We start from the raw sequence: 18714 nt of genomic DNA, 5'->3' as shown, positions 1-18714 counted from the left end.
AAAGAAAAGAACCAAAAGGAGGTTACACCTTGTTACGAGATTTATTTACAAAAAACACAAAAACTCCAAAAAAACGAAAATATGCTACGATTCCTTCTGAGCATATGAGACAAGATGTACCTGAAGGGATTATGACCAAGTGTAAAAAGTGTAAGAAAATCATGTATACAAAAGAGTTAAATAAAAACTTAAAAGTATGCTTAAACTGTGGATACCATCATCAAATGACAGCACCAGAGCGTATTGAAAGCTTGATTGACAGCGGTACGTTTGTTGAATACGACAAAGATATGACGTCAGAAAATCCTCTTGGATTCCCGGATTATCTTGAAAAGCTCGAAAAAGATCGTGAGAAAACTAATTTAAGTGAAGCGATTGTTACGGGTGAAGGAGATATTGAAGGAATTAAAGTAGTGGTTGCTGTTATGGATTCACATTTCCGTATGGGAAGCATGGGTTCTGTAGTAGGTGAGAAAATTACTCGCGCCATTGAAAAAGCAAAGGAAATGCATGTCCCATTCCTTATTTTTACAGCTTCAGGCGGTGCACGTATGCAAGAAGGTGTTCTGAGCTTGATGCAAATGGCTAAAACTAGCGCAGCCCTTAAAATGTTCAGTGACGAAGGCGGCTTAATCATTTCGATCATGACACATCCTACTACGGGAGGAGTGTCAGCAAGCTTTGCTTCGCTAGGCGATTATAATTTAGCCGAGCCGGGCGCGTTAATTGGCTTTGCTGGAAGACGTATTATTGAACAAACAATTAGAGAAGAGCTTCCAGAAGATTTTCAGACGTCTGAATTTCTGTTGAAGCATGGTCAATTAGATGGAGTTATTGACCGTCACGATTTAAAAGACACGTTAACAACTATTTTAGATATACACGTAGCAGGAGGTGACATCGAGTGGTAAGTGAATTAGAGTTTGAACGTCCAATTGTTGAGTTACGCGACAAGATTGCAGAACTGAAAGAGTTTGCTAAAAATACAGAAGTGGATTTATCTAGCGAAATTGATAAGTTGGAAAAGCGCTTAGAAAAAGTAGAAAACGATATTTACAATCATCTAAGCCCGTGGAACCGTGTTCAAATTGCTCGTCATCCTGAGCGTCCTACAACACTCGATTATATTACTCGCTTGTTTACAAACTTTTTAGAGTGTCATGGCGATCGCTTTTATGGAGATGATGAAGCAATCGTAGGAGGAATTGCCAAGTTTAATGGCGTGCCTGTTACCGTGATTGGACATCAGAGAGGTAAAGATACGAAAGAAAATATTCGTCGTAATTTTGGTATGCCTCATCCTGAAGGCTACCGTAAAGCACTGCGTCTAATGAAGCAAGCGGAGAAATTTAACCGCCCAATTATTTGCTTTATTGATACAAAAGGAGCTTATCCAGGAAAAGCGGCAGAAGAACGCGGACAAAGCGAAGCTATTGCGAAAAATCTTTTCGAAATGGCTGGCTTAACTGTACCTGTTATTTGTATTGTCATTGGAGAAGGAGGAAGCGGAGGAGCCTTGGCATTAGGTTTAGGAAATCACCTTCATATGCTTGAGAACTCGACGTATTCAGTTATTTCTCCAGAAGGAGCGGCTGCCATTCTTTGGAAAGATTCTTCTCTTGCGAAAAAAGCTGCTGAAACGATGAAGATTACAGCACCAGATTTGAAAGAACTGGGTATTGTAGATGAAATGGTTTCAGAGGTAAAAGGCGGAGCTCATCGAGATATCGATGCACAAGCTGGATACATGGAAAGCATTATTAAGAAGTCATTGAAAGAACTGATGAATTTATCAAAAGAAGAGCTAGTGGAAGAGCGTTATTTAAAATACAAAAAAATCGGACAATTTGCAGCTGAAAACGATGCCATTACTATAAAATAAAGAAACGTGCACTCTTGAAAAATAAGGGTGCGCGTTTTTGTGCGGTTTGTATAGCCCTTCTCTATTGTGTTTACAAGTTCTTCGTGGTATTTTATAGACAGCAAAAACCTTTAAGTAAAAGTAGAAAAAGAGTGTTTTTAAAAAAATTCCTATGGTTATTAGCAGCTGTGCGAGCGTTTGTCTTTTCTCTAAAACGTGAGATATATAAGACAAATCAGGCAGCAAGTATTGCTGTATGAATTGCAGGGAATAGTAAAACAAGAAGCAAACGATGAAGAAATTCATCGTTAAAGTGCTGTGTATTTGTTTGCTATTTGATTCAGCGCTATGTAGGTATTTCATAAGTTACACGTAAAGCAAGGTGAACAGGTTAAGGCAACAAAATATTTGTTCACAGCCTGCTTGTAAAAGGTTAGTAAAGGAAATAGCTGTTTGCTCTACCTAAAGAGTAAATAGTAAATATATAGGAGGAAATTTGAATGCGTAAAACTAAAATTGTATGTACTATTGGACCAGCGAGTGAAAGTGTAGAAAAATTAGTTGAACTAATTAACTCAGGCTTAAACGTTTGTCGCCTAAACTTCTCTCACGGTGACTTTGAAGAGCATGGTGCACGTATCGTTAACATTCGTGAAGCTGCGAAACAAACAGGTAAAACAGTAGGTATCTTACTTGATACAAAAGGACCTGAAATTCGTACAAACACAATGGAAAATGGTGCAATTGAGTTAGAAGAAGGCGCTGAAATCATTGTTTCTATGACAGAAGTAGTGGGAACAACTGAAAAATTCTCAATTACATATCCAGGTCTAATTGATGACGTACACGTAGGATCAAAAATCCTTTTAGATGACGGTTTAATCGGTCTTGAAGTACTAGACATCAATAAAACTGATGGTGAAATCAAAACGAAAGTACTTAACCCTGGTACATTAAAAAATAAAAAAGGTGTAAACGTGCCAAACGTAAGTGTAAACCTTCCTGGTATCACTGAAAAAGATGCAAACGATATTGTATTTGGTATCGAACAAGGCATTGATTTTATCGCTGCTTCTTTTGTGCGTCGTGCATCTGATGTATTAGAAATTCGTGAACTACTAGAAAAACACAATGCAGCTCACATTCAAATCATCTCAAAAATCGAAAACCAAGAAGGCGTAGATAACATCAAAGAAATCCTTGAAGTTTCAGACGGCTTAATGGTTGCTCGTGGTGACTTAGGAGTAGAAATTCCTGCTGAAGAAGTACCATTAGTACAAAAAGATCTAATCAAACAATGTAATGCACTTGGCAAACCAGTTATTACAGCTACACAAATGCTTGATTCAATGCAACGCAACCCGCGCCCGACTCGTGCGGAAGCAAGTGACGTTGCCAATGCTATTTTTGATGGTACAGATGCAATTATGTTATCTGGTGAAACAGCTGCGGGTTCTTACCCAGTTGAAGCTGTACAAACAATGCATTCAATCGCTTCTCGTGCTGAGCAAGCTCTAAACTACTCTGAGATTTTACAACAGCGCAGCAAGCAAGTTGGCCCATCTATTACAGATGCAATCGGACAATCTGTTGTACACACAGCGCTTAACTTAAACGCTAGTGCAATCGTAGCGCCAACAGAAAGTGGTTATACAGCGAAAATCGTTTCTAAATATCGTCCGCAATCTCCAATCGTAGCTGTTGCAGCAAACGATTCTGTTGCACGTCGTCTTTCTCTAGTATGGGGTGTTACACCAGTTGTTGGTGAGCGCGTAAGTACAATTGACGATATGTTAGATCACGCTGTAAATGACGCAGTAAAAACAGGCGTTGTAGCACACGGTGATTTAGTTGTTATTACTGCTGGTGTTCCAGTTGGAGAATCAGGTGCAACGAACTTAATGAAAGTTCAAGTTGTAGGTGACGTTCTGGCTAAAGGACAAGGAATTGGTCGTAAAGCAGCAGTTGGTAAAGTAGTTATTGCTAAAACTGCTGAAGAAGCAAATGCAAAAATGACTGAAGGTGCTATCCTTGTTACAAACAGCACAGATCGCGATATGATCAGTGCAATCGAAAAAGCAGGGGCTCTTATTACGGAAGAAGGCGGTCTAACAAGCCATGCAGCTGTAGTAGGATTAAACTTAAGCATTCCTGTCATTGTAGGTGTAGAAAACGCAACAAGCGTATTCTCAGAAGATCAAGATATTACAGTTGATGCTTCACGTGGTGTTGTATACAACGGACACGCAAGCGTACTGTAAGAAACACGTAGATGATTGAAAAAAAGAGAAGGGGAAATCCTTCTCTTTTTGTTTAGGCAATTCAATAAGCGAAGAGGTGATGATGGTGAGGAAGCTTCTTCCGCTCCTTCTTATTGTACCTGCTGTTGAGGTAATGATTTTGATTTATTCAAGTCATCTCATTGGTGTAATGTCAACATTTTTACTGATTATTGCTACCAGTTTTATTGGTGCGTTTCTAGCGAAAAAACAAGGAACATCTCTTTTTCAAAAAGCACAGCGTCAGATGAGCCAAGGACATGTTCCAAGCGGTGAAATCCTTGATGGTATGTGTGTACTATTTGGCGGTTTGTTTCTACTGTTTCCAGGCTTCTTGACAGATGTTGTAGGCTTTATCTTTTTACTGCCGTTTACACGCAAAATCGTTAAGCCTTTCCTTTTAACGTGGCTAAGAAGATTTTTTCAAGGACGTAATCGAATGACGATTATTCGTTAACTAGAAAGTGTGTGAAAGAAGCTTCTTTCACACACTTTTTCATTTTCCTATAATAAACTGCCACGTTTCTTTAAAAACTCCCGTTGTATGAAGTGTTTTTAGAATAACAAGAATAACAGGGCCAACTATTAATCCAAAAAATCCAATCAATTGATATCCTACAAATAAAGAAATTAATGTAGCAAGAGGGTCAAGACCAATGCTCGATGACAGAATCTTGGGCTCCATAATTTGTCGCTGCACAAGTACTACAGCATATAGTACCGAAAGTCCTACAGCAAATGACACATTATCTGTTGCAAACGCATAAATCATCCAAGGAACAAAAACCAGTCCTGTTCCGAGGTAAGGAAGAATATCTACTAAGCCGATTAATAAAGCGACTGTAATAGCATAATCAACCTTAAGAACAAGTAAACCAAAAAGAACGATGATGGTGGTAATCGAAATAAGCGTAAGCTGAGCTTTAATAAAACCAAACAGTGCATTTTTAAGCTCCATAACAACTGTCTGTCCATTTTCTCTTACTTTTTTAGGAATAAACACGCTGCTTTTAGCCATCAGCTTGTACCAATCTTTACTAATAAAAAAAGTAGCCAGCAATGAAAAAATAATCACAGTAGCTGCATTAGGCAATACGGATAAAAATACTGGGATGCTTTGCAATACATTTTGCAGAAAATCGCCCACCGTTTGAGCGATATGGTTGCCTACCCCTTTAATGTTCGATAAAATAGTTGCTTGCTGACCGGTATTTAAGTTATTAAACATAGAAGTAATGCGTTCATAAAACGGAAGTATTTGTTCTGTAGCAATATTTTCAATAAATATGACCACTTCTTTGAAATTTGTGGGAACAACTTTCGCTAAATACGTACTTCCTGCAATAATCTCTGTGATAAGTAACGTAATAAGTCCAGCCAAAAGAGAGAAGATAAGAACCATTGACAGTAAAACAGCTAAGTAGCGTGGTAAGCGCAGCTTTAATTCAAATAGATTAACCATAGGATTTATAAAAAAAGCGATGCAGCAGGCGATAATAAATGGATAGAGGAGAGAAGAGACATAATAACTAAGAAATACAGCTGCTGCAATAATTACCAACACACAAGCTAAGCGAAATAGGCGATGTAAATGAAGCTTGTACACAATAAATAGAGGCCTCCTTGTAAACGATAGTCAACAAAAGAAAAAGCTACTCATAAAATAGTTACGTAATACGCTTTAGAATTATCACAATAAAAAAAGAAAGGATGAGTAAAATGTTTTCACAACCGATGCTTTTTTTAGCTGTTTTACTCGTAATTGGATTAGTGGCTAAAAATCAATCATTAATCATTGCAGTTGCATTTTTACTTATTTTAAAATTAATCGGGTTAGACAGTAAGGTTTTTCCGTTTCTACAATCAAAAGGAATTAATATTGGGGTAACGGTGATTACAATTGCCGTTCTTGTGCCAATTGCAACAGGAGACATAGGGTTTAAACAATTAGGAGAAGCTGTGAAATCTTCTTATGCCTGGATTGCTCTAGGAGCCGGCATTGCTGTAGCAATTATTGCCAAATATGGGCTTACGCTCTTGGAAGATGATCCGCATATTACGACCGCTTTAGTTTTTGGCACAATTCTTGCTGTGGCGCTGTTTCAAGGGGTAGCAGTAGGTCCGTTAATCGGTGCTGGAATTGCTTATTTATTTATGAAATTAACTGAACTTTTTTCGTAGAAATTTTTGTATAATAATAATTTTTTTAAAATTTCTTCTCTCTTTTGATTCACAAAAGTCAGATAATTGTTTATAATATATTTTGAGGCCGCATCTTTTTACATACAATTGTATGTTTTACCTATAGGGCTGTAACAAAGCAATGACACATGCAGATGTTTTAATTTTGTGTGTTATTGAAACAAATGGAAATGTAAGCATTTTCTTTACGTGGGGTGAAGGAATGTTCTTCCAAGATATATATTCAAAAGAGGCGCTTCGTATATCATTTAATGTCTAGTTGAGCAGAAGCTCAATTTTGTTTTTCACGTTTTACACAGAAAGGTATGGGGAATTTTTTCTGTAAAGGAGTGGAGATTTATGACAGCAACTCGAGGTCTAGAAGGGGTAGTCGCTACAACGTCAGCAGTAAGTTCAATTATTGATGACACTTTAACATATCAAGGCTACAATATTGATGATTTAGCGAATTATGCAACATTTGAAGAAGTGGTGTATTTACTATGGCACGGAAAATTACCTAATAAAGAAGAATTATCTGTGTTTTCTAGATTACTAGCAGAAAACGCTAAATTACCCCAAGAAGTCTTAAATCATTTCAAAACTTATCCAATTCAAGATGTTCATCCAATGGCAGCTTTAAGAACAGTCGTATCACTATTGGGGTTGTACGATCCTGAAGCTGATTTAATGGATGAAGAAGCAAATTATCGCAAAGCTGTTCGTTTGCAAGCACAATTACCAACAGTGGTGACGGCTTTTTCAAGAGTTCGCAACGGATTAGAGCCAATTGAGCCAAACGAAAATTATAGCATTGCCGCTAACTTTTTATATATGTTAACCGGCGAAGAGCCAACTGATATCCAAGTAGAAGCGTTTGATAAAGCACTTGTCTTACACGCTGACCATGAGCTAAATGCTTCAACTTTTACAGCGCGTGTCTGTGTGGCAACGTTATCCGATATTTATTCAGGGATTACAGCCGCTATTGGGGCGTTAAAGGGTCCTCTTCACGGGGGAGCGAATGAAGCTGTTATGAAAATGTTGTCTGACATTCAAACAGTTGAAAACGCAGAACCTTACATTCGCGAAAAGCTCGCGAAAAAAGAAAAGATTATGGGATTTGGACATCGTGTGTATCAGCAGGGTGATCCTCGTGCCAAGCACTTGAAAGAAATGTCTGAAAAACTTACAAAACAAGCAGGAGATACAACGCTATACGATATGTCAGTGAAAATTGAGGAAATCGTAACAGGCGAGAAGAAGCTTCCGCCAAACGTTGATTTCTATTCAGCTTCTGTATACCACAGCTTAGGTATTGATCACGATTTATTTACTCCGATTTTTGCCGTAAGCCGCGTATCAGGATGGATTGCTCACATTTTAGAGCAGTATTCAAACAATCGTTTGATTCGTCCAAGAGCTGATTATATCGGTCCTGGAAAACAAACGTACATTCCGCTTGAAGAGCGCAGCTAAACAATGTGACGAAGGTGCTCACGTTCGTTGAGCACTTTTCCATAAGTGAAAGTAGACAATTTTTTAAGGAGGTCATTCTCATGACAAAAGGTGAACAAATTTCTGTAGCAAACGGCGTTTTAAACGTACCAAATAACCCAATTATTCCATTTATCGAAGGTGACGGAATTGGTCCGGATATCTGGGCAGCAGCTTCCCGCGTATTAGAAGCAGCAGTTGCAAAAGCATACAATGGTGAAAAAGAAATCGTTTGGAAAGAAGTATTAGCAGGTGAAAAAGCATTTAATCAAACTGGCGAATGGTTACCGGAAGAAACGTTAGATGCAATTCGCGAATACATAATTGCAATCAAAGGACCATTAACGACACCAGTAGGCGGTGGAATTCGTTCTCTAAACGTGGCATTGCGTCAAGAATTAGACTTATTCACATGCTTACGTCCTGTTCGCTACTTTGACGGCGTACCTTCTCCAATTAAGCGCCCAGAAGATACAGATATGGTTATCTTCCGTGAAAATACTGAAGATATTTATGCTGGTATTGAATATGCGAAGGGTTCTGAAGAAGTACAAAAACTTGTTTCATTCCTACAAACGGAATTAGGCGTAAATAAAATCCGTTTCCCTGAAACTTCTGGATTAGGTATTAAGCCTATTTCTTCTGAAGGAACAGAGCGTCTTGTGCGTGCAGCAATCAACTATGCGATTGAACAGGGCCGCAAGTCTGTTACGCTTGTACACAAAGGTAACATTATGAAATATACAGAAGGCGCATTTAAAAATTGGGGCTATGAGCTAGCTGAAAAAGAATTCGGCGATAAAGTATTTACTTGGGCTCAATATGACCGCATCGTTGAAAAAGAAGGTGCACAAGCTGCAAACAAAGCTCAAGCAGAAGCGGAAGCAGCAGGAAAAATTATTGTAAAAGATTCTATTGCAGATATCTTCTTACAACAAATTTTAACTCGTCCACGTGAATTCGATGTAGTAGCAACAATGAACTTAAATGGAGATTACATTTCAGATGCATTAGCAGCACAAGTTGGCGGTATCGGAATTGCTCCAGGAGCAAACATCAACTATGAAACTGGACATGCTATCTTTGAAGCAACTCACGGTACAGCACCTAAATATGCTGGTTTAGATAAAGTAAACCCATCTTCTGTATTATTATCAGGTGTGTTAATGCTTGAACACCTTGGCTGGAATGAAGCAGCGGATCTAATCATGAAATCAATGGAAAAAACAATTGCTTCAAAAGTAGTAACATATGATTTCGCACGTTTAATGGACGGCGCAACAGAAGTGAAGTGTTCAGAGTTTGCTGATGAATTAATTAGCAATCTAGGAAAACAAGTAACAGTTTAATAGCTATTCATTTAGGGGAGGAATTATAATGGCAAATATGCGTAAAAAAGTATCTGTTATCGGAGCGGGCTTTACAGGAGCTACAACTGCTTTTTTAATTGGTCAAAAAGAATTAGCTGATGTTGTATTAGTTGATATTCCGCAATTAGAAAATCCAGCTAAAGGTAAAGCGCTGGATATGTTAGAAGCAAGTCCTGTACAAGGCTTTGACGCTAACATTACAGGAACAGCCAACTACGAAGACACAGCTGATTCTGACATTGTCATTATTACAGCTGGTATCGCGCGTAAGCCAGGTATGAGTCGCGATGATTTAGTCACAACGAACCAAAAAATTATGAAGTCTGTTACTCAAGAAGTTGTTAAATACTCGCCAAACTGTCACATTATCGTGTTAACAAACCCGGTAGATGCTATGACGTACACAGTATTTAAAGAATCTGGTTTTCCTAAAAACCGCGTAATCGGTCAATCAGGCGTATTAGATTCTGCACGTTTCCGTACGTTCGTAGCGCAGGAGTTAAACATTTCAGTGAAAGATATCACAGGTTTTGTACTTGGTGGACATGGCGACGATATGGTACCTCTTGTACGCTACTCATATGCTGGCGGTATTCCTCTTGAAACGCTTATTCCAAAAGCGCGTCTTGAAGCAATTGTTGAAAGAACACGCAAAGGCGGCGGCGAGATCGTTAACTTATTAGGCAACGGAAGTGCGTACTACGCTCCTGCTGCTTCTTTAGTGGAAATGACAGAAGCGATCTTAAAAGATCAGCGTCGTATTTTACCAGCGATTGCTTACCTAGAGGGTGAATATGGTTATAACGGCATCTACTTAGGTGTTCCGACCGTATTAGGAGCTGCAGGAATTGAGCAAGTAATTGAATTAGAACTTACTGATTCTGAAAAAGCTGCGTTAGATCAATCAGCAAAATCAGTCAAAACTGTCATGGGTGTATTAGCTTAATACAATAAAGTAGGTTTGAGTATAGGTTTTTATAGATATTCAAACAATAGTCACAAGGAAAATTCGAGGGAAACCTCGAATTTTTCTTGTATATAAAGAAAAACTATTACTTTATACAAAAGGTGGAATGATGATGGTATTAGGTAAAAAACAAAAAATAGGTCGAAGTCTTGAAGATATAAAAGTTGGAGAAAAATTAACGCTAACTGAACGAATTGAAGATAAAGATATCTTATTGTACTTAGGGCTGACAAATGATTCTAACCCTTTATACATTCAGCATGATTATGCATCTCAGACACCTTTTAAGAAACCTATTGTGCCAAGCATTATGATTACCGGTATTATGACAGCAGCCATTTCAAAGTACTTGCCCGGACCTGGAAGCCATGTTGCAGAACATACGGTTGCCTTTCCTAAAAAAATTCATCATTATAGTACGATTGAATTTTTATTTGAAGTCACAGAGGTAGATGTTTCTTCTAAAACTGTTACGATTGAAGTAGAAGCGGTCAATGAACAAAAAGAGAAAGTAGTAACGGCTCGGTTTCTTGTGTATCCGCCGCTTAGACTTCCATCAGTAGAGACACATGACTTTGAAAATTTTTAAAACGCCCTAAATATTGATAAATATAGAAGAAGCTCTTTAGCCATATTTTCTGAAAATGTTGAAATGTATTGGAGAACGAGGCTAAAACATTGTATGATAAGAGAAGATAAATAGAAAATAATATCATTTGGGTGAAGCTGCGGTTTAATTTAACTAGATGGAGGCTTATATCGTTAATATGAGTAAGAAATTATTAGTCGTAGATGATGAACAATCAATTTCAACATTATTACAATATAATTTACAACAAGCTGGCTTTACAGTAGAAACAGCTGAAGATGGGGAAGAAGGATACAACAAGGCATTAGAAGGAAAACCTGATTTAATTGTGTTAGACTTGATGCTTCCTAAAATGGATGGAATTGAAGTTTGTAAAAAGCTTCGTCAGCAAAAAGTGATGACGCCTATTTTAATGTTAACTGCAAAAGACGATGAGTTTGACAAGGTATTAGGGCTAGAACTTGGCGCAGATGACTACATGACGAAACCATTTAGTCCTCGAGAAGTAGTAGCCCGTGTAAAAGCCATTTTACGCAGAACACAAATTATTGCTCAGGAAAATGAACAGGAGGAAGATGGCGAACGCATCATGATTGGTGATTTAAAAATTCTTCCAGATCATTATGAGGCCTACTTTAATCAAGAGCAGCTTGAGCTTACTCCGAAAGAATTCGAGTTATTATTATATTTGGCAAAATACAAAGGACGGGTATTAACTCGTGATCAGCTGCTGAGTGCAGTGTGGAATTATGATTTTGCCGGAGATACGCGAATTGTAGATGTGCACATCAGCCATCTGCGTGAGAAAATTGAACATAATACGAGAAAACCGGTTTATATAAAAACGATTAGAGGATTAGGATATAAGCTGGAGGAACCAAAGGTAGATGAATAAATTTCGTTCAAGGCTACTTTTGGCTCTATTAGTACTTATTATTATTGTATTAGTAGGTCTTGGCCTGCTGCTGGGGCAGTTGTTTAAAAACTTTTATTTTCAAACGTTTCAAGAGCGAATGGAAAAAGAAGCAAAGCTTGTGGAAATGTACATTAGTGAAGAAGGCATCACAAGTCCTGCTTTAAAATCTAAAGTTGATCAAATCAGTCATTCGCTAAGTGTACGAACGACTGTCGTTCAAAAAGATGGAAAAATATTAGTTGACTCAAATCCAGGTAGCAAGCAGCAAAGAATCGAAAAAAGTATTGTAATCCAACAAGTATTAAAAAAGCAGTTAAACAGCAAAAAAAGCTTTGATCAAATTAAAGAAGATTACGACTTATATTACTATGGTATCCCGCTTATTATAGAAGGTAAGCAAGAGGGATTTGTTGTTTTGAGTACATCGTTTGATTCATTAAAACAAGTAAATCAGCAAATCTGGGGGCTTCTTATTGGAAGCTTAGGTCTAGCTTTGATTGTGATTTTACTCTTAGGTGTAAAGATTATGGGGCGCTATACCCGTCCTATTGAATCGGCAACCAAGGTGGCTATGGAACTTGCAAAAGGGAATTATAAAGCTCGTACATATGAAGATTATGTAGATGAAACAGGGATGCTGAGTCAGTCTATTAACGCACTTGCTCGTAATCTGCAAGAGTCTATCACTAATCAAGAAATGCAGCAGGACAGGCTGCGCACGCTAATTGAAAATATGGGAAGCGGTATGCTTCTTATCGATAGTCGAGGCTATATAAACTTAGTGAACCGAGCTTATAAAGAGCAGTTTCATATACATCCGGACGACTTCCTTTATCACTTGTATTATGAGGTATTTGAGCACAAAGAAATCATTAAACTTGTGGAAAAAATATTTATGACCGAAGTAAAGGTTCGAAAACAAGTCGTTTTGCCTTTAAATATTGAACGAAGATATTTTGATGTTTACGGAGCGCCGATTATTGGCTTAAACGATGAATGGAAAGGCATTGTGCTTGTTTTCCATGATATTACCGAGCTGAAAAAACTAGAACAAGTGCGCCGTGACTTTGTAGCGAATGTGTCTCATGAACTAAAAACACCTATTACGTCCATTAAAGGGTTTAGTGAGACATTGTTAGACGGTGCCATGGAAGATCCAAAGCTGCGAGAGCAGTTTCTATCTATTATTCTAACGGAAAGCCAGCGCATGGAGAGCCTGATTCAAGATCTTTTGGATTTATCTAAAGTTGAACAGCAAGGTTTTAAACTAAGCATTCATTCAGTAGATTTGAATACCCTTCTCTATGAGGTCATAACAGTGCTATCGAACCGAGCGAATGAAAAAGAAATCACTCTAACGTTAGATACGCTTCCTGAAGAAGCGTGGATTGATGGTGACAGTCAGCGCCTTATGCAAGTGTTCGTTAACTTAATTGGCAATGCGCTCATGTATACAATGCCTGGAGGAACCGTTCACGTTTCGCTTGAAGAGGAAGAAGAAACGATTACGGTTCATGTTCAAGATACAGGTATCGGTATTGATTCTGATGAAATTTCACGTATTTTTGAGCGTTTTTACAGAGTAGATAAAGCAAGAAGCCGCAATTCCGGAGGAACAGGTCTTGGATTAGCAATTGTTAAACATCTTGTTGAAGCTCATAAAGGGGAAATTGAAGTGAAAAGTGAAGTCAATAAAGGGACAACTTTTTCGGTGAAGCTGCACAAGTATTTGCCGCAGATGTAAAATGTTTACGTTCCTTTTACAATTTATTTAATGTAGCTTAATAATTAATTGATACAATTTTTCATGGAAACCCCTTCATGCAAGGAGCCAATATGTAAGGCGAAAATAGCTTTAACCGTGCTATTTTCGCCGATTCTTTTTGACAATTTCTATCCATTCACATGCTACACCGCCTAAAATAACCAGGCGGTGTTTTTTATTTTATGATGTATAGATCTTATCACCATATGAAAATAAAACGTTGAATTCAAGAGTACTTTTTGTTCTTAAAGCTTATTGTTTGCTAAAATAAAGGTAAGATAAGAAGAGAGCGAAATGGAGGAACATGAATGACACAAAAACTAGTATTAATTGACGGGAATAGTATTGCCTACCGTGCATTTTTTGCTTTGCCGCTTTTAAACAATGATAAAGGAATACATACAAATGCCATATACGGCTTTACTACAATGCTGACACGTATTTTAGAGGAAGAGAAGCCAACGCATTTACTGGTGGCTTTTGATGCAGGGAAAACAACGTTTCGTCACAAAACATTTACAGAATATAAAGGAGGCAGACAAAAGACGCCTCCTGAACTTTCAGAGCAGTTTCCCTTTATTCGTGAGTTATTAGATGCATATGGAATTAAGCGCTATGAACTGCCTGAGTACGAAGCAGATGATATTATCGGTACACTTTCAAAACAAGCAGAACAAAAAGGAATGGCCGTGAAAGTCATTTCCGGTGATAAAGATTTACTTCAGCTTGTGTCAGAGCATGTAACCGTAGATATTACGAGAAAAGGAATTACGGATGTGGATTCCTATACGCCTGCAGCCATTGATGAAAAATATGGAATCACGGCTGCGCAAATCATTGATATGAAGGGTCTTATGGGAGACAGCTCAGATAATATCCCAGGTGTGCCTGGAGTTGGAGAAAAAACAGCCTTAAAGCTATTAAAAGAGTTTGAAACCGTTGAAAATGTATTGCAATCTATCGATCAAGTCAGCGGTAAAAAATTAAAAGAAAAGCTAGAAGATAATCGTGAATCAGCCATCATGAGTAAAAAGCTTGCAACTATTTATTGCGAAGCGCCTCTTGAAGTATCTGTAGAAGATGCGAAATATGACGGGTTTGAATCTTCAAAGGTCATCTCTTTATTTAAAGAGCTTGGGTTTAATTCTCTGCTTGCTAAATTTGGTGAATCAGCAGAAGAGGAAGCAGATTTTGAAGAACTGACGTTTGAAATAGTGCAGGAAGTTCACGATGATATGTTAACAAGCGAAGCAGCTCTGATCGTAGAAGGTTATGAAGAAAACTATCATCACAATCAGCTGCTCGGTTTTGGAATCAGCAACAAAAACGGCCACTATTTTATTGATAAAGACACAGCTCTTTCATCTTCCAAGTTTACAGCATGGCTAGAAGATGAAGATGTAAAAAAGACGGTATTTAATGGAAAACGTACGATTGTATCGTTAAAATGGGCGGGGCATGAAATTAAAGGAATTGAACATGATGTAATGGTTGCTTCTTACATCTTAAATCCCGCTGAAGCAAATGATGACCTAGCGACAATTGCAAAATTAAAAGGATATCATCAAGTGCAATCAGATGAAGCTGTGTATGGAAAAGGAGCTAAGCGAAGCATTGCGGAAGCTGCTCAGCTAGCTGAGCATGTTATAAGAAAAGCAGCCGCCGTAGCTTATTTAAAAGAAGTGTTGGAAAAAGAATTGGTTGAAAATGAACAGTTTGAGCTGTTTGAAAAGCTTGAAATGCCTCTTGCCATTGTCCTTGCCGATATGGAATATCAAGGGGTGAAAATTGATCGGGCGCGTTTGGATGAAATGGGCGAAGATCTTCGAGAACAGCTTGAAAAAATTGAAGCGAAAATCTACGAATACGCTGGACAAGAATTCAATATTAATTCACCAAAGCAGCTAGGAGTTGTTCTTTTTGAAAAAATGCAGCTTCCAGTCATAAAGAAAACAAAAACAGGCTATTCCACATCAGCTGATGTATTAGAGCAATTAGCTAGCGCCCATGATATTATCCCAGAGATTTTACAATACCGTCAGCTAGGAAAATTACAGTCTACGTATATCGAAGGGTTAAAAAAGGTTATTCATGAAAGCGATGGAAAAGTTCATACCCGCTTTAATCAAACGTTAACTCAAACGGGAAGGTTAAGCTCAGTAGATCCTAACTTGCAAAACATCCCGATTCGTCTTGAAGAAGGTAAAAAAATAAGAGGTGCGTTCGTGCCTTCACAGCCTGATTGGTTAATATTTGCGGCGGATTATTCACAAATTGAGCTGCGCGTACTGGCTCATATTGCAAATGATGAAAAGCTAATTGATGCGTTTAAGCATGACTTAGATATTCATACGAAAACAGCGATGGATGTGTTCCACGTCGAAAGAGAAGAAGTAACGTCGAATATGCGCCGTCAGGCTAAAGCAGTTAATTTTGGAATCGTCTATGGCATCAGTGATTACGGTTTATCGCAAAGTTTAGGAATTACAAGAAAAGCAGCGGCTACTTTTATTGAACGCTATTTAAAAAGCTTCCCGGGTGTACAGGAGTATATGGATACGATTGTGCGCGATGCAAAAGAAAAGGGATACGTAACAACGCTCTTGCACCGCCGCCGTTACTTGCCTGAAATCACGAGCCGAAACTTTAACCTCCGCAGCTTTGCTGAGCGTACAGCTATGAATACGCCTATTCAAGGGACAGCAGCTGACATTATTAAAAAAGCAATGATCGAAATGGATAAGCGCTTAAAAGATGAAAATCTTCAGGCTAAGCTGCTGCTTCAAGTACACGATGAGCTGATTTTTGAAGCCCCAGAAGAAGAAATTAAAATTTTAGAGAAAATCGTACCAGAAGTAATGGAGCATGCTTTAGAGCTAGAAGTTCCGTTGAAAGTAGATTATTCTTACGGAAAGACTTGGTACGAAGCAAAGTAGTGGAAAAAGGATGTGACAAACGTGCCAGAATTACCAGAAGTTGAGACCGTCAGACGTACGTTGATTGAATTAGCCAGTGGTAAGACCATTGAGCGTGTAACCGTTAAATGGCCTAATATTATCAAACGTCCTGAGCAAGTTGAGCAGTTTTGTGACGCGCTTGTTGGACAAACCATTCGAGATGTTGAACGCAGAGGTAAGTTTTTGAAAATTGTACTCGATGATTATACGATGGTTTCTCATCTGCGTATGGAAGGAAAATATGCTCTCCATGAAAATGCAGACGAACCAGATAAGCATGTACACGTCTTTTTTCACTTCACCGACGGAACAGAATTACGATACCGGGATGTAAGGAAATTTGGTACCATGCACTTATTTAAAAAGGGAGAGGAAGATCTGTTTCCTCCTCTTATTGGCCTTGGACCTGAACCGTTTGACGAAACATTTAATCCAAGTCAGTTAAAAATGCGAATCGGCAAAACCTCTCGAAAAATCAAGCCGGTTTTACTCGATCAAAATGTCGTGGTTGGGCTAGGGAATATTTATGTAGATGAAGCACTATTTCGCGCAGGGATTCACCCTGAACGAGTGGCCAGCCAATTAACAGACGAAGAGTATGAAAAATTGTACGAAGAAATTGTAGCGACCCTTCAAGAAGCGGTGAAACAAGGGGGAAGCACAATTCGCACGTATGTAAACACACAGGGGCAAATAGGCATGTTTCAGCAGCAGCTTTACGTGTACGGAAGAAAAGGCGAATCCTGTAAAATTTGCGGTACCCCAATTGAAAAATTTGTTGTAGGCGGTAGAGGAACACATATCTGCCCAAATTGTCAGCCGGCTAAAAAATAACAATGGATGGGCTCCTTTCATATACTACGTATAGACAGAAAGGAAAGGAGTCCTCTCATCATGATAACATTTTCTTTACTTATTCTTGCTTTTGCCGTAAGTCTTGACAGCTTTAGCGTTGGCCTGACATACGGACTTCGAAAGGTGAAAATCCCGCTGAAATCCATTTTTATTATTTCATGTTGCTCAGCATTTTCTTTAATGTTTTCTATGTTTTTAGGAAAGGTACTTACGCATCTATTTTCAGTGGATGTACTAAATAAAGTAGGCGGAGGTATTCTTGTTCTACTTGGAATGTGGATTTTATACCAGTTTTTTTGTCCGGCAGATTCATCTCGAGTGAAAGAAGAAAAAACATTAGTGAAAATTGAAATTAAGTCAATTGGCTTAGTCATTAACGTATTGAAAAAACCAACGGCAGCAGATTTAGATAATTCAGGTTCCATCACTGGGATTGAAGCATTTATACTTGGAATTGCATTATCTCTTGATGCATTTGGAGCAGGGTTTGGAGCAGCTTTATTAGGTTATTCGCCGTATGCTTTAGCAATTGCTGTAGCTCTTATGAGTTCACTTTTTTTAAGTGCTGGCATACAGTTTGGCAAAGTTTTTTCACGTTTATCATGGATGAAAATGTTTTCCTTTTTACCGGGAGTTCTGCTTATTATTTTAGGTATTTTTAGATTTTAAATAAAGCGATAAAGGAGAGGCCAATGTCAATTGTAATTGGATTAACGGGCGGAATTGCTAGTGGAAAAAGTACGGTAACCGGAATGCTGAGAGATATTAATATTCCAGTAATCGATGCTGACCACATTGCAAAAGAAGTCGTCGAACCAGGAAAAGAAGCATATAACCAAATCGTAGAGACGTTCGGCCGTGCCATTCTTCACGAAAATGCGGAGATCAATCGAGCGGCTTTAGGGGGAATTGTGTTTTCTCAAGAGGAAGAACGTAAAAAGTTGAATGCAATTGTACACCCTGCGGTAAGAAAAGAAATGCTTTCTCAAAAGGAAAGGTATATCGAGGAAGGATATGATGCTGTGGTATTAGATATTCCGCTGCTGTTTGAAAGTGATTTGACGCATTTAGTCGATAAAGTAGTGGTTGTATATGTCGATGAGCCTGTGCAGCTAGAAAGGTTAAAATCTCGTAATGATCTCTCGACGAAAGATGCCTATGCACGTATCCACGCACAGCTGCCTTTGATTCAAAAAGTAGCCTTAGCCGATGCGGTGATCAATAACAACGGACCTGTAGAGGAAACAAAACAACAGCTTTTAAGTATATTAGCCCTATGGCTAGATTAAAGAGGCTGAGATAAACGTATGTTAGCTGAAGGGAAATCCGAACGAGCTTGATTCTTGAGGTAGAATCAAGCTCGTTCGGATTTTTTTATTGAGAATATTTACGAGCTTCTAAAAAAGAATGTGTTAAATATCTGTTCTCGCTATATACATATAGTAAAACTTAATTAAAATAATTTATTAAAAAAAAT

At 38.3% G+C, this 18714-nt stretch carries 16 protein-coding genes; 15 read left to right on the top strand and 1 reads right to left on the bottom strand.

The features are described from left to right. The first annotated feature begins 29 nt into the window (after positions 1 to 29). The 4 genes from accD to NST66_RS23130 all read left to right on the top strand — a co-directional run bounded on the left by accD (position 30) and on the right by NST66_RS23130 (position 4597). Positions 30 to 911: an acetyl-CoA carboxylase, carboxyltransferase subunit beta gene (accD, locus tag NST66_RS23145; protein WP_028411784.1), complete on the top strand. Its 882-nt coding sequence runs from the start codon at positions 30 to 32 to the stop codon at positions 909 to 911. Next, positions 905 to 1882, top strand: a complete 978-nt coding sequence (gene accA, locus NST66_RS23140) for an acetyl-CoA carboxylase carboxyl transferase subunit alpha (protein ID WP_047749772.1) — start codon at positions 905 to 907, stop codon at positions 1880 to 1882. The genes accD and accA overlap by 7 nt, the downstream gene beginning before the upstream one ends. A gap of 479 nt (positions 1883 to 2361) precedes the next feature. After that, positions 2362 to 4122: a pyruvate kinase gene (pyk, locus tag NST66_RS23135; protein ID WP_033579617.1), complete on the top strand. Its 1761-nt coding sequence runs from the start codon at positions 2362 to 2364 to the stop codon at positions 4120 to 4122. An 82-nt stretch (positions 4123 to 4204) separates the two neighbouring features. Then, the gene (locus tag NST66_RS23130; RefSeq protein ID WP_033579618.1) at positions 4205 to 4597 is read left to right on the top strand and encodes an FxsA family protein; all 393 of its coding nucleotides are present in this window, start codon (positions 4205 to 4207) and stop codon (positions 4595 to 4597) included. Between the two features lie 39 nt (positions 4598 to 4636). On the opposite strand, the gene ytvI is transcribed toward NST66_RS23130, so the two are convergent. Continuing rightward, positions 4637 to 5746 (bottom strand): sporulation integral membrane protein YtvI, encoded by a 1110-nt coding sequence (ytvI, locus tag NST66_RS23125; protein ID WP_154991851.1) that lies wholly within the window; start codon positions 5744 to 5746, stop codon positions 4637 to 4639. Positions 5747 to 5859: 113 nt separating this feature from the next. Between ytvI and NST66_RS23120 the strand changes: the two genes are divergently transcribed. The 11 genes from NST66_RS23120 to coaE all read left to right on the top strand — a co-directional run bounded on the left by NST66_RS23120 (position 5860) and on the right by coaE (position 18526). Then, positions 5860 to 6321: a DUF441 domain-containing protein gene (locus tag NST66_RS23120; protein ID WP_033579620.1), complete on the top strand. Its 462-nt coding sequence runs from the start codon at positions 5860 to 5862 to the stop codon at positions 6319 to 6321. Positions 6322 to 6681: 360 nt separating this feature from the next. Beyond that, complete coding sequence (citZ, locus tag NST66_RS23115; protein ID WP_033579621.1) at positions 6682 to 7800, top strand: citrate synthase; 1119 nt, start codon at positions 6682 to 6684, stop codon at positions 7798 to 7800. 74 nt (positions 7801 to 7874) lie between these two features. Continuing rightward, positions 7875 to 9167: an NADP-dependent isocitrate dehydrogenase gene (gene icd / locus NST66_RS23110; protein WP_255255780.1), complete on the top strand. Its 1293-nt coding sequence runs from the start codon at positions 7875 to 7877 to the stop codon at positions 9165 to 9167. Between the two features lie 28 nt (positions 9168 to 9195). Beyond that, positions 9196 to 10134 carry a malate dehydrogenase gene (mdh, locus tag NST66_RS23105; protein WP_013059443.1) on the top strand — a complete coding sequence of 313 codons (939 nt, stop codon included), beginning with the start codon at positions 9196 to 9198 and terminating at the stop codon, positions 10132 to 10134. A 133-nt stretch (positions 10135 to 10267) separates the two neighbouring features. Further along, positions 10268 to 10744, top strand: a complete 477-nt coding sequence (locus NST66_RS23100) for a MaoC family dehydratase (RefSeq protein ID WP_098112321.1) — start codon at positions 10268 to 10270, stop codon at positions 10742 to 10744. 178 nt (positions 10745 to 10922) lie between these two features. After that, positions 10923 to 11639, top strand: a complete 717-nt coding sequence (locus tag NST66_RS23095; RefSeq protein ID WP_013085192.1) for a response regulator transcription factor — start codon at positions 10923 to 10925, stop codon at positions 11637 to 11639. Continuing rightward, positions 11632 to 13404: a two-component system histidine kinase PnpS gene (gene pnpS, locus NST66_RS23090; RefSeq protein ID WP_028411777.1), complete on the top strand. Its 1773-nt coding sequence runs from the start codon at positions 11632 to 11634 to the stop codon at positions 13402 to 13404. The genes NST66_RS23095 and pnpS overlap by 8 nt, the downstream gene beginning before the upstream one ends. A gap of 329 nt (positions 13405 to 13733) precedes the next feature. Continuing rightward, on the top strand, positions 13734 to 16361 hold the full coding sequence (gene polA / locus NST66_RS23085; RefSeq protein WP_155007625.1) for a DNA polymerase I: 2628 nt from the start codon (positions 13734 to 13736) through the stop codon (positions 16359 to 16361). A gap of 21 nt (positions 16362 to 16382) precedes the next feature. Continuing rightward, the gene (gene mutM / locus NST66_RS23080) at positions 16383 to 17216 is read left to right on the top strand and encodes a DNA-formamidopyrimidine glycosylase (RefSeq protein WP_028411775.1); all 834 of its coding nucleotides are present in this window, start codon (positions 16383 to 16385) and stop codon (positions 17214 to 17216) included. Between the two features lie 60 nt (positions 17217 to 17276). Beyond that, a complete protein-coding gene (gene ytaF / locus NST66_RS23075) occupies positions 17277 to 17906 on the top strand; it encodes a sporulation membrane protein YtaF (RefSeq protein ID WP_033579623.1) in 630 nt (209 codons plus the stop codon). A gap of 23 nt (positions 17907 to 17929) precedes the next feature. Then, positions 17930 to 18526 (top strand): dephospho-CoA kinase, encoded by a 597-nt coding sequence (coaE, locus tag NST66_RS23070; RefSeq protein ID WP_033579624.1) that lies wholly within the window; start codon positions 17930 to 17932, stop codon positions 18524 to 18526. Positions 18527 to 18714 lie beyond the last annotated feature (188 nt).

Origin of the sequence: Priestia sp. FSL W8-0524 (assembly GCF_038005965.1) — a bacterium.
In the GTDB taxonomy this organism is placed as follows: Bacteria; Bacillota; Bacilli; order Bacillales; family Bacillaceae_H; genus Priestia; species Priestia zanthoxyli.
This window is presented reverse-complemented; position numbering and strand designations above follow the sequence as displayed.